This is a genomic window from Leifsonia sp. L25 (assembly GCF_050632895.1).
Map to the genome: position 1 here is coordinate 3,209,002 of NZ_JBODRZ010000003.1, position 14,145 is coordinate 3,223,146.

Annotated in this window: 9 protein-coding genes and 2 pseudogenes; 7 read left to right on the forward strand and 4 right to left on the reverse strand. The window is 71.2% G+C overall.

Annotated elements, in window-relative coordinates:
• Window positions 1-13: 13 nt before the first annotated feature.
• Window positions 14-1,195 (reverse strand): iron uptake system protein EfeO, encoded by a 1,182-nt coding sequence (gene efeO / locus ACRAWC_RS20155; RefSeq protein WP_431349322.1) that lies wholly within the window; start codon window positions 1,193-1,195, stop codon window positions 14-16.
• Between the two features lie 65 nt (window positions 1,196-1,260).
• Window positions 1,261-2,130, reverse strand: coding sequence for an iron uptake transporter permease EfeU (gene efeU / locus ACRAWC_RS20160; RefSeq protein WP_431349323.1), 870 nt, complete (start codon window positions 2,128-2,130; stop codon window positions 1,261-1,263).
• A 99-nt stretch (window positions 2,131-2,229) separates the two neighbouring features.
• Here efeU and ACRAWC_RS20165 point away from each other — a divergent pair, with 99 nt between their 5' ends.
• The 4 genes and pseudogenes from ACRAWC_RS20165 (at window position 2,230) to ACRAWC_RS20180 (ending at window position 5,610) form a co-directional block, all read left to right on the forward strand.
• Window positions 2,230-2,607 (forward strand): hypothetical protein, encoded by a 378-nt coding sequence (locus tag ACRAWC_RS20165; protein ID WP_431349324.1) that lies wholly within the window; start codon window positions 2,230-2,232, stop codon window positions 2,605-2,607.
• A 45-nt stretch (window positions 2,608-2,652) separates the two neighbouring features.
• Window positions 2,653-2,973, forward strand: coding sequence for a ferredoxin (gene fdxA / locus ACRAWC_RS20170; protein ID WP_369962836.1), 321 nt, complete (start codon window positions 2,653-2,655; stop codon window positions 2,971-2,973).
• A gap of 14 nt (window positions 2,974-2,987) precedes the next feature.
• Window positions 2,988-4,120: pseudogene (gene dapC, locus ACRAWC_RS20175) on the forward strand (succinyldiaminopimelate transaminase).
• Window positions 4,121-4,302: 182 nt separating this feature from the next.
• Entirely contained in the window at window positions 4,303-5,610 is a 1,308-nt protein-coding gene (locus ACRAWC_RS20180) for a citrate synthase (RefSeq protein ID WP_431349493.1), read from the forward strand.
• A gap of 13 nt (window positions 5,611-5,623) precedes the next feature.
• Here the strand turns inward: ACRAWC_RS20180 and ACRAWC_RS20185 are convergent.
• Window positions 5,624-8,241: pseudogene (locus tag ACRAWC_RS20185) on the reverse strand (penicillin acylase family protein).
• 100 nt (window positions 8,242-8,341) lie between these two features.
• Window positions 8,342-8,965 carry an SACE_7040 family transcriptional regulator gene (locus ACRAWC_RS20190; protein WP_431349325.1) on the reverse strand — a complete coding sequence of 208 codons (624 nt, stop codon included), beginning with the start codon at window positions 8,963-8,965 and terminating at the stop codon, window positions 8,342-8,344.
• A 124-nt stretch (window positions 8,966-9,089) separates the two neighbouring features.
• Between ACRAWC_RS20190 and ACRAWC_RS20195 the strand changes: the two genes are divergently transcribed.
• Genes ACRAWC_RS20195 through ACRAWC_RS20205 form a run of 3 tightly spaced genes read left to right on the forward strand, consistent with a single transcriptional unit; the run spans window position 9,090 to window position 14,091 of the window.
• The gene (locus ACRAWC_RS20195; protein ID WP_431349494.1) at window positions 9,090-10,691 is read left to right on the forward strand and encodes a carboxyl transferase domain-containing protein; all 1,602 of its coding nucleotides are present in this window, start codon (window positions 9,090-9,092) and stop codon (window positions 10,689-10,691) included.
• A 5-nt stretch (window positions 10,692-10,696) separates the two neighbouring features.
• On the forward strand, window positions 10,697-12,889 hold the full coding sequence (locus ACRAWC_RS20200) for a biotin carboxylase N-terminal domain-containing protein (protein ID WP_431349326.1): 2,193 nt from the start codon (window positions 10,697-10,699) through the stop codon (window positions 12,887-12,889).
• The gene (locus ACRAWC_RS20205) at window positions 12,886-14,091 is read left to right on the forward strand and encodes an acyl-CoA dehydrogenase family protein (RefSeq protein WP_431349327.1); all 1,206 of its coding nucleotides are present in this window, start codon (window positions 12,886-12,888) and stop codon (window positions 14,089-14,091) included. Before ACRAWC_RS20200 ends, ACRAWC_RS20205 begins: the two co-directional genes overlap by 4 nt.
• The last annotated feature ends 54 nt before the right edge of the window (window positions 14,092-14,145 follow it).

Consider the following 14,145-nt stretch of genomic DNA (forward strand, 5'->3'; position numbering starts at 1 on the left):
CCCTCGGCCACTGCTACTTGACCAGGATCGACGTGAGCAAGCTGAGCGGCTCGCTCAGCGCGTTGACGGAGTCCTGGAGCTCCTTCACCTGCGGGGTGGTGAGCTGCGTGTAACTCACGAACCCGTCGCCGTCCTTGTGCTGCGCGAGAAGCGTGTCGATCGTGGCGAACTCCCCGTCGAGCTTCTTCGCCGTGGCCTTCCCGGTCGCGCCCTTCTCAAGCAGCACAGCGCGGACATTGCCGTAGGCGACCTCCGCGCCCTCCACGTTGGCCTGGAAGTCCCACAGGTCGGTGTGCGAGAAGGTCTCCTCCTCGCCCGTGATCTTGGTGCGCGAGACCTCCTCCATCAGGCTGGCCGCGCCGTTGGAGATCTGGTCGAGTGTGAGGGTGAAGTCCTTCGCGGAGACGAGGTCGTGCAGCCGCTGGGTGTCGGCGACGAGCCGGGCGCCGAGGGCCGTGCGGCCGGCGGCGTCGGAGGCGGTGAAGCCGGCGGGCGCCCAGAGGTCCTTCTCGATGCGGTGCCAGCCTGTCCACTCCTGGCCCTGCTCGAGGTCGGCCTCGCGGAGGTCGAGGGCCGGATCGATGTCGCCGAACTGCTCGGCGGTCGGCTCGATCCGCTCGTAGAACGACCGCGCGACGGGGTATTGGGTGCGGGCGGCGGTGTCGTCGCCGGCCTCGTAGGCTGCCGCGAATGCCTTCGTGGCGGTGAGCAGCCGCCCGGACTGGTCCTTGACGTAGCTGAGGTAGTTGGTCACGGCCTGCGCGACCTGCGCGCTCTCGCTGGCGGACTTCGTGTCTGCGGAGCCCTTCGTCACGGTGAACTTCGCGAGCGAGGTCGGGGTGCCGACCATGCCCTTCCTGCACGCGGTGAAATAGCTGCCCTCGGTGAGCTGGACGACGTAGTTGACCGTGGTGCCCGGGCCGATGTTCTCCTTCTCGCCGGCGATCCGGAGTTTGTCCTGCGCGAGCACCTCGAACTCGTTGACGTCGGAGCCCGTGTTGGTGACCTGGAAGGTGATCGGGCCGGCGGGAGCGGCGGCGGTCTTCACCGTGCACGCGGCGTCCGTCAGCGTGACCTGGATGGCCTCCGCCTCGGCGACGGCACTGTTGGGGACGCAGCCGGTGAGGGCGAGCGCGACGGCGGCGGCGCCGGCCAGGGTGCCGGCGATCGGGCCGAGGTGACGGGGTCGGGGCATGGCGATGCTGTGCTTTCTGCTCTGGTGGATGCTGTGGGCGCCCCGCGAGGCGGCGGGGCCGTGGTTCAGGAGTGGACGGGCGTTCGCGGCGCCGGGGCCGACGGCGCCGCGGACGCGGACGCCGGCCGGGCGTGCGACGCACGGTGCTGGCGCACGTAGAAGAAGGTCACCACGACCATGTAGCCGGCCCAGGCGATGACCTGCAGCCAGGTCGGCGACGGGTTGAAGTTGAGGATGCCCGCGAGCGCGGTGCCGTACCAGCTCGACGATGGGATGAGCCCGCTGATGTCGTAGGCGTGGACGCCCGCGCCGGGGATGACGCCCGCCTCCTGGAGGTCGCCGATGCCGTAGGCGAGCACGCCGCCGGCGACGAGGATGAGGAACGCGCCGGTCCAGGTGAAGAACGAGCCGAGGTTGATCTTCACCATGCCACGGTAGAGGAGGAAGCCCAGCACCGCGGCGGTGATCAGGCCGAGGACAGCGCCGATGACCGGCTCCCAGCCGCCACCGATGCTGGCGACGGTGGCCCACACGAAGAGCGCCGTCTCGATGCCCTCGCGGCCCACGCTCAGCATGGCGAGGATCACGACGCCCCAGCCCGCGCCGACGAGGACGGAGTCGAGCCGGTTCTGGAGGGTGGACTTCATGCTGCGGGCGGTCTTGGCCATCCAGAAGATCATCCAGGTGACGAAACCCACGGCGATGAGCGAGAGCGTGCCGCCGACGATCTCCTGCGCCTCGAAGCTGAGACCGTAGGGGCCCCAGGTGAGGAGCGCCCCGATCCCGAGCGGCACGATGAGCGCGACGCCGACCCCGATCCACAGCTTCGAGAGGACGTCCTTCCGTCCGACCTTGACCACGTACGCGACGAGGATGGTGACGATGAGCGCCATTTCGAGGCCTTCGCGGAGGCCGATCAGATAGTTCGCGAGCACAGAGGACCTTCGAGTGGAGGTGGGAAATGTTGGTAAGGCTAACCTTACCTGTTCGACTCTAGAACACGTCCCGCCGATGTGTCCAGCTAGGATTCGAGCATGCTGAGCCGGATCGTCAACGCCATCCTCCTGGTCGTCGCGGGAGCGGTGCTCGGCGGGATCGGCACGGTCGCGCAGCAGCTCACGGTCGATTGGGGCGTCACCGTCCCGCTCGGGCTGATCGGCTCGCTGCTCAGCTACACCGCCCTGCTGGTCGGTCTCCGACTGCTCGGCGACGCCCGCTGGCCCGCGCTGTGCGCGGCGCTCGGGGCGATCGCCGTCATCCTGCTTTTCACCCAGCAGAGCCCCGGCGGCTCGGTGCTCATCCCGAACAACTTGTGGGGGCAGATCTGGCTCGTCGGGCCGATTCTCATCGCCGCGCTCGTCGTCTCCTGGCCGGACGTGAAGCGCGCGGCGCGTCGGGCCGGAACGGCCTAAGCTAGAGGGACAGCCTCCCGCCGTCCGAAGGGAACCGGAACCACAGTGACCTACGTCATCGCCCTCCCGTGCGTCGATGTGAAAGACCGCGCCTGCATCGACGAGTGTCCCGTCGACTGCATCTACGAGGGCGAGCGCTCGCTGTACATCCATCCCGACGAATGCGTCGACTGCGGCGCGTGCGAGCCGGTCTGTCCTGTCGAGGCGATCTACTACGAGGACGACCTCCCCGAGGAGTGGGCCGACTACTACAAGGCCAACGTGGAGTTCTTCGACGACATCGGCTCGCCCGGCGGCGCCGCCAAGGTCGGCGTGATCGCGAAGGACCACCCGCTCATCACCGCGCTGCCACCGCAGGCGCACTGACGTGGCGCGCTGACGTGGCGCTCGGAGAGCTGCCCGACTACCCCTGGGACCTCATGGCGCCGTACGCGGCGCGCGCCCGAGCGGCTGTGCCGTTCGGCGACGCCTCCGGGATGGTGGACCTCTCGATCGGCTCGCCCGTCGACCCGACCCCCGCGCTGATCCGCCAGGCCCTCGCCGAGGCGACCGACGCGCACGCCTACCCGCAGACCGTCGGAACGCCGGCGCTGCGCGAGGCGATCGCCGCGTGGTTCGAGCGTCGCCGCGGTGTGCCCGGCCTCGCGCCCGAGGACGTCCTCCCGACCATCGGCTCCAAGGAGCTCGTCGCCTTCCTGCCGTTCTTCCTCGGCCTCGGCGAGGGGATGCCGTCGTGCACCCTCGTGCCGCGTACCCGACCTACGCGATCGGCGCGGCCTTCGCGGGGGCGGAGGCCGTGGCGAGCGACGACCCCGCGGACTGGCCCGCGAACACCCGGCTGGTCTGGCTGAACAGCCCGGGCAACCCCGACGGCCGCGTGCTGTCGGCGGAGGAGCTGCGGGCGGCCGTGGCCCGCGCCCGCGAGCTGGGCGCGGTCGTCGCGGGTGACGAGTGCTACGCCGAGCTCGGCTGGGACGCCCCGTGGGACGCCGCACCGACGCCCAGCGTGCTGGACCCGCGCGTGGTCGGCGACGATCGCAGCGGCGTGCTCGCCGTCTACTCGCTGAGCAAGCAGTCCAACCTAGCGGGCTACCGCGCTGCGTTCATCGCGGGCGACCGCGCGCTGATCGCGCGCCTCACCACGGTGCGCAAGCACGCCGGGCTCATGCTCCCGTCGCCGCTGCAGGCCGCGATGGTCGTCGCGCTCGGCGACGACGCGCACGTGACCGAGCAGCGCGAGCGCTACCGGGCGCGGCGAGCGCTGCTGAAGCCGGCGCTGGAGGCCGCGGGCTTCCGCGTCGACCGCAGCGAGGCCGGGCTCTACCTCTGGGCGACCGAAGGACGCGACGCCTGGGAGAGCATCGGCCGGCTGGCAGACCTCGGCATCCTGGCCGGGCCCGGGGTCTTCTACGGCGACCACTATCCCGAGCACGTCCGGCTGTCGCTGACGGCCACCGACGAGCGGATCGCGGCGGCGGCCTCCCGGTTGCGCGCCTTTGGAGACACCCTCTAAAGGACCCTGGCGGCCTTTGCCCGATGCGACAGTTGCCGCGCGGGTTGGCTAGGCTGTACCAGCACGGCTTCACTGCGTGGCCGCCACGATCGGCACGCGAAGCATCCCAAACCCACTCAGGAGGCGTTGTGAGCGGACTCGGCATCGAGCAGGCCGGCACCGATCGGACTGCCACTCAGCCGCTGGCGGAGCAGCGCGGACCCGCCCAGGAGACGGCCGTCGCCCGCCTGAGCCATCCCGGCGGTGTCGCGGAGTTCCCGATCCTGCCGAGCACGCAGGGCGCGTCGAGCATCGACCTCTCCAGCCTGACCCGGCAGACCGGGCTCACCAGCCTCGACTACGGCTTCGTCAACACGGCCGCCACGCGTTCGGCCATCACGTACATCGACGGCGACGCGGGCATCCTGCGTTACCGCGGCTACCCGATCGAGCAGGTCGCCGAGAACTCGACGTTCCTCGAGGTCGCCTGGCTGCTCATCCACGGCGAGTTGCCGACGCCGGCGGAGCTCGCCGACTTCGACGAGCGCATTCGCCGCCACACGCTGCTGCACGAGGACCTCCGCCGCTTCTTCAGCGCCCTCCCGCACGACGCCCATCCGATGTCCGTGCTCTCCAGCGCCGTCTCGGCTCTGTCGACCTTCTACCAGGACTCGCTCAGCGTCAGCGATCCGGAGCAGGTGGAGCTCTCGACCATCCGCCTCCTCGCCAAGCTCCCCGTGATCGCGGCCTACGCGCACAAGAAGAGCATCGGCCAGGCGTTCCTCTACCCGGACAACTCGCTGAGCTTCGTGGACAACTTCCTCCGGCTCAACTTCGGCACCCTCGCCGAGCCGTACGAGGTGAACCCGGTGCTCTCGCGGGCGCTGGAGCGGCTTCTCATCCTGCACGAGGACCACGAGCAGAACGCGTCCACCTCGACCGTCCGCCTCGTCGGCTCCACCCAGGCGAACCTGTTCGCCTCGGTCTCGGCCGGCATCAACGCCCTCTACGGTCCGCTGCACGGCGGCGCGAATGAGGCCGTCCTGCAGATGCTCGCGGACATCCGCGACTCCGGCGAGAGCGTCCAGAAGTTCGTCGAGCGGGTCAAGAACAAGGAGTCCGGCGTCAAGCTGATGGGCTTCGGGCACCGCGTCTACAAGAACTTCGACCCGCGCGCCCGGCTCGTCAAGCAGTCGGCAGACGAGGTGCTCGCCGCCCTCGGCGTCCACGACCCGCTGCTCGACATCGCGAAGGAGCTCGAGGAGGTCGCGCTCGCCGACCAGTACTTCGTAGACCGCCGCCTCTACCCGAACGTCGACTTCTACACCGGCGTGATCTACAAGGCGATGGGCTTCCCGACCCGGATGTTCACCGTCCTGTTCGCGATCGGCCGCCTTCCGGGCTGGATCGCCCACTGGCGCGAGATGACCCAGGACCCGAGCACCAAGATCGGCCGTCCGCAGCAGCTCTACGTCGGCGACGCCGAGCGCAACTGGCCGACCGCGCGCTGAGCCACGCCCGACGCTACGGCCTCAGCGTGAGCGTCTGTTCCGCCGCCGCCTTCACGGCGTCGGCCGTGAACGGCCACGGCCGCGTCTCGCCGTTCGCCCACAGCCGCGCCTGGTCGGCGTAGTGCGCGTCGAACGCGTGCCCTGACGCGCCCGTGAGGTTGATCCAGGTGCTCCGGTCGAAGTCGCCGACGTCGACCACCATCCGCATCGACGGCGCCCGGTCGACCTGGTAGCCGTCGGAGGTGTCCCAGGCGGTCGCATCCACGACGCTCGAACCGCCGCCGAGTGGAAAGGGCCCGCGGTCGAACAGCCACTCGATCGGCGCGACGCCGGACGACCCGAACGACGCGTTGGTGAGTTCGAGGGTGTGCAGGCGGTCCCAGCGCCAGCTCTTCGGATCCCCGCCGAGGGCGCTCCGGGTCTCCTTCCAGGCCTGGTTCGCCGCGTATTCGATCATGTCGTCGCGGTCGAGCGTGCCGAGGCGGCTGTCCGCCCACCACGCCGAGTCCGGCTGCTTCACGAGCGCGTGGACGACCTGGAACCAGCGGTCGCCGCCGGTCGGGGGCGCGTCGGCAGGGAGCTTGCGGCCGAAGGCGTCGGCCAGCAGGTTCTTCCAGAACACCGCGAAGTAGGCCGCGGCGGCGCTGTCGCCGTCGTCGTGGTAGTTCCAGCCGCGCAGCAGCGCGGCGCCCTTGGCGACGCCGGAGGTCGGGTCGGCTTTCGCGCCCACGGCGATGAGCAGGGGAGCGAGCGTGGCCGCGTTGGCGTCGTAGGTGTCGGCCTGGATGGCGGACATGTCCTTCGACGTCACCGTGCGGCCCGCGCCCAGCAGCTTCGTCAGCCGGAGCTGGATCTGGTTCGCGCGGTAGCCGGCGTCCCAGTCCTGCGTGATCATCGCCGGGAACTGCGGGCCGACGGCGGCGTTGTTGGCTGTCACGATGTACCCGCTCGGCGGGTTCAGCAGGCTGGGGAGCTGGTCGTAGGGGATCGTCCCGATCCAGCCGTACTCGCTGGTCCAGCCGGGCACGGGGACGGTGCCGTCGCCTTTCGCGCGCACCGGGATGAGGCCGGGCGCCTGATAGCCGATGTTGCCGTCGACGTCGGCGTAGACGAGGTTCTGGGAGGGCACCTGGAACGACGCCGCGGCGGCCCGGAAGCCCGCCCAGTCGTGCGCTGTGTCGAAGGCGAAGATCGCGCCCGCCGTCGGGCCCGGGGTGAGCGCGGTCCACTGCAGGGAGAGCTGGAACTCCTGAGCCGGGACGCCGAGCTTCCCGGCCTGGTCCTTCGCGATGACGCCGTAGCCGTCGCTGAGGTCGGTGATGATCGGGCCGTGCCGGGTGGAGCGCACGGTGATCCGGACGTCCGGGCCCCCGCGACCGTGATCGTCTCGCGCCGGATGGTCAGCGGCACCTGCGCGCCGTCGTACTCGTACGTGTCGCCGGTGACTTTCTCGACGTACAGGTCGGCCACGTCCGGCCCGAGGTTGGTGAACCCCCAGGCGATGCGGTCGTTGTGGCCGATGATCACGCCGGGCAGCCCGGAGAAGCTGAAGCCGGCGACGTCGAACGGGCACTGCGCGTCGACGACCGCGCAGTGCAGGCCGACCTGGTACCAGACCGAGGGCATCACGACGCCGAGGTGCGGGTCGTTGGCGAGCAGCGGCTTCCCGGTCGCGGTGTGGGCTCCGGAGACGACCCAGGAGTTCGACCCGATGTCGTCGCCGGCCGGGCCCATCAGGGTCGGGAGGGCGTCGAGGCTGGAGGCCACCTGTTCGAGCCGGTTCCTGTACTGGGCGGTGGGCACGGCGGCGAGTGCAGCCGTCGCGTCCGCGTCACCGGCCGCGGCGGAGGCGGACGCCGCCGAGCCGCCCGGGGCGGCGTCCGGCGTGACCGTGGTCGGCGAGCCGCCGCCGAGCGACGTGATCGTCGGATGCGCGCTGTAGTCGTAGCCGGGGTGCAGCTCGGCGATCTGCTGGGGCGCCAGCTTGGTGGCCAGGAGCGCACGGTCGATCTCGTCCTCCAGGTTGGAGCGGAGGTCCCACGCCATCGCCTTGAGCCAGGCCACCGAGTCGACCGGGGTCCACTGATCGGGGTGGTAGTCCGGGTTCTGGATGCCGAGGATCGCGTACTCGAGCGAGAGCTTCGGGCCGGAGTGCGTGTTGAGGTACGCGTTCACGCCGTCGGCGTAGTCCTGGTAGTAGCGCAGCGAGGTCGTGTCGAGCCGCTTCACCTCCTGCTCGGCGACATCGTGCCAGCCGAGCGTGCGGATGAAGGTGTCGGTGGGGATCTCGCTGGCGCCGAACAGCTCGGAGAGCCTGCCGGCGGTGACGTGGCGGCGGAAGTCCATCTCCCAGAACCGGTCCTGCGCGTGGACGTAGCCTTGCGCGCGGAAGAGGTCGTCGGCCGTGCGCGCCGTGATCTGCGGGACCCCGGCGGAGTCGCGCGTCACGGTCACCGGCGCGCTCAGGCCGCTGACCTGCAGCGAACCGGACGTCTGCGGGAAGGAGAGGGTGACCGTCCACACCGCCAGGCCGCCCGCGAGGAGGGCGAGGACGAGCAGCACGGCGAGCGTGACTCCGAGGGTGCGCAGCACGCGATGGTGCAGCCTGAGCCGGGGAGTGTCGTCGCCCACGTCGCCTCCCGTCGGATCGGCCGGGGACGTCGCCGGCGTGTGTTCGGACTCTAGTCCACGCGGGTGTCGTACCGAAGAGGCGGAACGGGCGGGCGGGAGGTCAGCGCGAGGTCAGCGCGGCCCAGGCCATTCGTTCGAGCACCGGACGCACGGAGGCGTCGGTCGTGTGGGCGGCGCCCGCGCGTGCGGAGTGCGGCGTGGAGTTGATCAGCCCGAAGGTCGCCTGCACGCGCACGCGCAGCTCGTCGGGGGCGAGCGACGGGTGCAGCTCGCCGAGCACGCGCATCCACAGCTCGATGTAGCGGCGTTGCAGGGTGCGCACGGCGCGGCGGTCCTCCGGGGCGAGGGCGTCGAGGTCGCGGTCCTGCACGCGGATGGTGTCGGCCTCGGTCAGCGCGAAGTCCACATGGAACGCGATCAGCCCGCGCAGTGCGCCTGCGGGGTCGGCGGCCTCCCGCTCGACCGCGGCGCCGCCGTCGAGCAGGTTCTCGCTGACGCCGACCAGGAGGGCGGCGAGCACGGCCTGCTTGGACGCGAAGTGCCGGTACACTGCCGGCCCGCTGACTCCGGCGGCGGCGCCCAGGTCTTCGATCGAGACGCCGTTGAAGCCGCGCTCGGCGAACTTGCCGGCCGCCGCCGCCAGCAGCGCTGCGCGCCGGTCGGCCTTCGCCTGGCTGCGCTGGGTCGGCCGCGCGAGCGGGTCGGCCGGTACGGTCTCGGTCATCTCGATAGGACTCCCAGGTGCGGGGCTGGACATTCGGGTTAACGAACACTAACCTAAATTCGAGTTAGTGACCACTAACTCATGTCGATGAGGACACGGGAGCACGATGCCTGCCCTGAGCACGATGCCCGACCAGAGCACCCCCGCCGGCGCGAGCGCGCCGGCCGGGAACGACGCCGCCCAGCGCGCGCTGGTCGCCGACCTCCGCAAGCGACTCGCCGTCGCCGCGGCCGGCGGCCCGGAGCGCGCCCGCGAGCGCCACGTCGCCCGCGGCAAGCTGCTGCCGCGCGACCGCATCGACGCGCTGCTCGACGAGGGCAGTCCCTTCCTCGAGATCGCGCCGCTGGCCGCGACCGGGATGTACGGCGACGAGAGCCCGGCCGCGGGCGTCATCGCCGGCATCGGCCTGGTCGAAGGCCGCCACGTGATGATCGTCTGCAACGACGCGACGGTGAAGGGCGGCACCTACTACCCGATGACCGTCAAGAAGCACCTGCGCGCGCAGGAGATCGCGCTGGAGAACAACCTCCCGTGCGTCTACCTGGTCGACTCGGGAGGCGCCTTCCTGCCGATGCAGGACGAGGTTTTCCCCGACCGCGACCACTTCGGCCGCATCTTCTACAACCAGTCCCGGCTGTCGGCGGCGAAGATCCCGCAGATCGCCGCGGTGCTCGGCTCCTGCACCGCCGGCGGCGCGTACGTGCCCGCGATGAGCGACGAGACGGTGATCGTCCGCAACCAGGGCACCATCTTCCTCGGCGGCCCCCCGCTGGTGAAGGCCGCGATCGGCGAGATCGTCACGGCCGAGGAGCTCGGCGGCGGCGACCTCCACGCCCGCACCTCCGGGGTCGTGGACCACCTCGCGGAGGACGACGCGCACGCGCTCGGGATCGTCCGCGAGATCGTCGCGACCCTCCCGCAGCCCGCCGCTCCCGCCTGGGAGGTGCTGGCCACGCGCGCGGCGATCGCCGACCAGGAGGAGCTCTACAGCGTCGTCCCGGTCGACGTTCAGGCGCCTTACGACGTGCACGAGGTCATCTCCCGGCTGGTGGACGCGGGGGAGTTCAGCGAGTTCAAGCCCGAATACGGCACCACCCTCGTGACCGGCTTCGCGCACATCCACGGGCACCCCGTCGGCATCGTCGCGAACAACGGCGTGCTGTTCAGCGAGTCGGCGCTCAAGGGCGCGCACTTCATCGAGCTGTGCGACCAGCGCGGGATCCCGCTGGTGTTCCTGCAGAACATCTCCGGCTTCATGGTCGGACGCGACTACGAGGCCGGCGGCATCGCCAAGAACGGCGCGAAGATGGTCACCGCGGTCGCCACCACCCGTGTCCCGAAGCTCACCGTCGTGATCGGCGGCTCGTTCGGCGCGGGCAACTACTCGATGTGCGGCCGGGCCTACTCGCCGCGGTTCCTCTGGATGTGGCCGGCCTCCCGCATCTCGGTCATGGGCGGCCAGCAGGCGGCCAGCGTTCTCGCCACCGTCAAGCGCGACCAGCTCGACGCGCGCGGCGAGGAGTGGAGCTCGGAGGACGAGGCGGCCTTCCGTGCGCCCATCGCCGCGCAGTACGAGGACCAGGGCAACCCCTACTACTCCACGGCGCGGCTGTGGGACGACGGCGTGATCGACCCCGCCGACACCCGCACGGTGCTGGGGCTGGCGCTCGACGTCTGCTCCCGCGCGCCGCTGCCCGACACGGCCTTCGGCCTCTTCCGGATGTGATGACGATGACCGACTACTCCTCCGTCCCGTTCGAATCCGTCCTGGTGGCGAATCGCGGCGAGATCGCCTGCCGTGTCATCCGTACGCTGCGCCGTCTCGGCATCCGCTCCGTCGCCGTCTTCAGCGACGCCGACCGCGACGCGCCGCACGTCCGTCTCGCCGACACCGCGGTGCGCATCGGGCCGGCGCCCGCCCGCGACAGCTACCTTTCGGTGGACGCCATCGTCGACGCCGCGCGCCGCACGGGCGCCGCGGCGGTGCACCCCGGCTACGGCTTCCTCTCCGAGAACGCCGCGCTCGCCGAGGCGTGCGAGGCCGCGGGCATCGTGTTCGTCGGCCCCGGCGTCCACGCGCTCGAGGTCATGGGCGACAAGATCTCGGCCAAGCAGGAGGTCGGCCGCTCCGGCGTCCCGACCATCCCCGGCATCGCGGAGCCCGGCCTCGGCGACGACGAGCTCGTCGCGGCCGCCGAGCGCATCGGCTATCCCGTGCTGGTCAAGCCCTCCGCGGGCGGCGGCGGCAAGGGGATGCAGGCGGTGCACACGGCCGCCGACCTCCCCGAGGCGCTGCGCGCGGCCCGTCGCGTCGCGGCCGCGGCCTTCGGCGACGACACGCTCTTCCTGGAGCGGTTGGTGGAGTCGCCGCGGCACATCGAGGTGCAGATCGTCGCCGACCGGCACGGCGCGGTGGTCCATCTCGGCGAGCGCGAGTGCTCCCTCCAGCGCCGCCACCAGAAGGTGGTCGAGGAGGCGCCGTCGCCCCTGCTCGACGCCGCGACGCGCGCCCGGATCGGCGAGGCCGCCTGCCGGGTCGCGGCGAGCGTCGGCTACGTCGGAGCCGGTACCGTCGAGTTCCTGGTCTCCGCCGAGCGACCCGACGAGTTCTTCTTCATGGAGATGAACACCCGGCTCCAGGTCGAGCACCCGGTGACCGAGCTGGTGACGGGCGTGGACCTGGTCGAGTGGCAGCTCCGCGTCGCGGCGGGGGAGCCGCTGGGCTTCGAGCAGGACGACATCCGGCTCTCCGGCCACGCCGTGGAGGCGCGCGTGTACGCCGAGAACCCCGAACGCGACTTCCTGCCCGGCGACGGCGCGGTGCTCGCCTTGCGCGAGCCGACCGGCGACGGCGTGCGCGTCGACAGCGGCCTGGCCGCCGGGACGCGCGTCGTCACCGACTACGACCCGATGCTCGCCAAGGTGATCGCCTGGGCTCCCGATCGCGCCGGCGCACTCGCCCGGCTCGACCGCGCGCTCGCCGGCACCGCGGTACTGGGCCTCGTGAGCAACATCGCCTGGCTGCGCGACCTCCTGGCCGACGAGGACGTCCGCGCGGGCGGCATGGACACCACGCTGATCGACCGGCGGTTCTCCGCCCTGGAGCCGGTCCCGGCCTCCATCGCTGAGCTGGCCGCGGCGGCGCTGCTGGCACACCGGGAGCGGGAGACATCCGCGCCGGGCGGCGTCGGAGCGCTGTGGGGCGCGCCGAGCGGATGGCGGCTCGGATCGGCACGTCCCGTCCGGTACGACGTGGACGGCAGGACCGTTCACGTCCACGGCGAGCGTGTGATCCTGCCGGGATCGGAGGGCGAGCTGCACGAGCACACCGCCCGGATCGCGGTGCAGTCCGGCGCACCCGGCGAGCCGGAGACCGTCGTGCTCGACCTCGACGGCGTGGTCACCCGCTTCGACGCGGCCCGCGACGGCGCCACCGTCTGGCTCGCGCACGGCGGCCGGTCCCGAGCCCTGCGGCTGCGGACGCCCGCCGAGCGGCTGGCCGCGACGCTCGCCGCCCGTGAGCGCGGCGAGGCGGCCGCGCATCCGGAGGTGCGCTCGCCCATGCCCGGCACGGTCGTGGCCGTCCCGGTCGCGTCGGGCACGGAGGTCGCGGCCGGCGACACCGTCGCCGTCGTCGAGGCCATGAAGATGGAGCACCGACTGGTCGCCCCCATCGCCGGCACCGTGACGGTGAAGGTCGCGCCAGGCGACCTCGTGAAGCTCGACCAGCTCGTGGCCGTCGTGGACGCGCCCGAGACCGGCGCGCTCGAGACCCCTGCGCCCGCGCCGGACGACGCCTCCACCACCCCGAACGTCCCGCCGAGCCCGGCGGACACCCCCGAGCCGACAGAATCGGCCGCCACATCCCACGGCGAGCACGCCGTGGCAGGGACCGTCACCACAACAGACAGGAATCTCCGATGACCATGCAGATGCCACGCCCGGCCGACCTCGATGTCGCCGGCTTCGAGCTCACCGATGAGCAGCGCCGGCTCCGCGACGAGGTCCGCGACTTCGCCGACACCGTCGTCGCGCCCGCCGCGTACGAGTACGACACCAAGCGCAGCCTCCCCTACGACATCATCGCCGAGATGGGCCGGATGGGGCTGTTCGGCCTCCCGTTCCCGGTCGAGTACGGCGGCCAGGGCAAGGACTACCTCTCGCTCTGCCTCGCCGTCGAGCAGCTCGGCCGGGTGGACCAGTCCATCGGCGTGACACTGGAGGCCGGTGTCGGTCTCGGCGCGATGCCGATCTTCCGCAGCGGCAGCGAGGAGCAGAAGCAGGAGTGGCTGCCGATGCTGGCGCGCGGCGAGGCGCTCGCCGGGTTCGGGCTGACGGAGGCGGACGCCGGCTCGGACGCCGGCGGCACCAAGACCACGGCGATCCTGCGCGACGGCGAGTGGATCCTCAACGGCACGAAGCAGTTCATCACCAACTCCGGCTCGGAGATCACGAAGCTCGTCACCATCACCGCGGTGACCGGCGAGGAGCGGCGCACGGACGGCTCGATCAAGAAGGAGCTGTCGGCGATCATCGTCCCGAGCGGCACCCCCGGTTTCGTCGCGGAGCCCGTCTACGACAAGGTCGGCTGGCACACCTCCGACACCCACCCGCTGACGCTCACCGACGTGCACGTCCCGGAGGCCAACCTCCTCGGCGAGCGCGGCCGCGGGTACGCCAACTTCCTCCAGACCCTCGACGAGGGCCGGGTCGCCTTCGCCGCGCTCTGCACCGGCGCCGCGCAGGGCTGCCTGGAGGAGGCGGTTCGCTATGCGAAGTCGCGCAACGTCTTCGGCCGGTCGATCGGCTCCAACCAGCACATCGCCTTCAAGATCGCGCGGATGCAGGCCCGCGTGCACGCCGCTCGGCTGGCGTACTACGACGCGGCGTTCAAGCTGATCGCGGGCGTCCCGTTCAAGATGGAAGCCTCCATCGCCAAGCTGGTCGGCAGCGAGGCCGCGATGGACAACGCCCGCGACGCGACCCAGATCTTCGGCGGCTACGGCTTCCTCAACGAGAGCCCGGTCGCGCGCCACTACCGCGACTCGAAGATCCTCGAAATCGGCGAAGGCACCACCGAAGTCCAGCTCATGATCATCTCGCGAGCCCTCGGCTTCGAAGCCTGACCCGTCCCAACCGCCGAGTACGTGGATAATCTGGCGACTCGGCGGTTTGGGCGG

Coding starts and splice junctions, on each gene's coding strand:
- efeO (WP_431349322.1), bottom strand. CDS start 1,195: ATGCCCCGACCCCGTCACCTCGGCCCGATCGCCGGCACCCTGGCCGGC.
- ACRAWC_RS20165 (WP_431349324.1), top strand. CDS start 2,230: ATGCTGAGCCGGATCGTCAACGCCATCCTCCTGGTCGTCGCGGGAGCG.
- ACRAWC_RS20190 (WP_431349325.1), bottom strand. CDS start 8,965: ATGACCGAGACCGTACCGGCCGACCCGCTCGCGCGGCCGACCCAGCGC.
- ACRAWC_RS20195 (WP_431349494.1), top strand. CDS start 9,090: ATGCCCGACCAGAGCACCCCCGCCGGCGCGAGCGCGCCGGCCGGGAAC.
- ACRAWC_RS20200 (WP_431349326.1), top strand. CDS start 10,697: ATGACCGACTACTCCTCCGTCCCGTTCGAATCCGTCCTGGTGGCGAAT.
- ACRAWC_RS20205 (WP_431349327.1), top strand. CDS start 12,886: ATGACCATGCAGATGCCACGCCCGGCCGACCTCGATGTCGCCGGCTTC.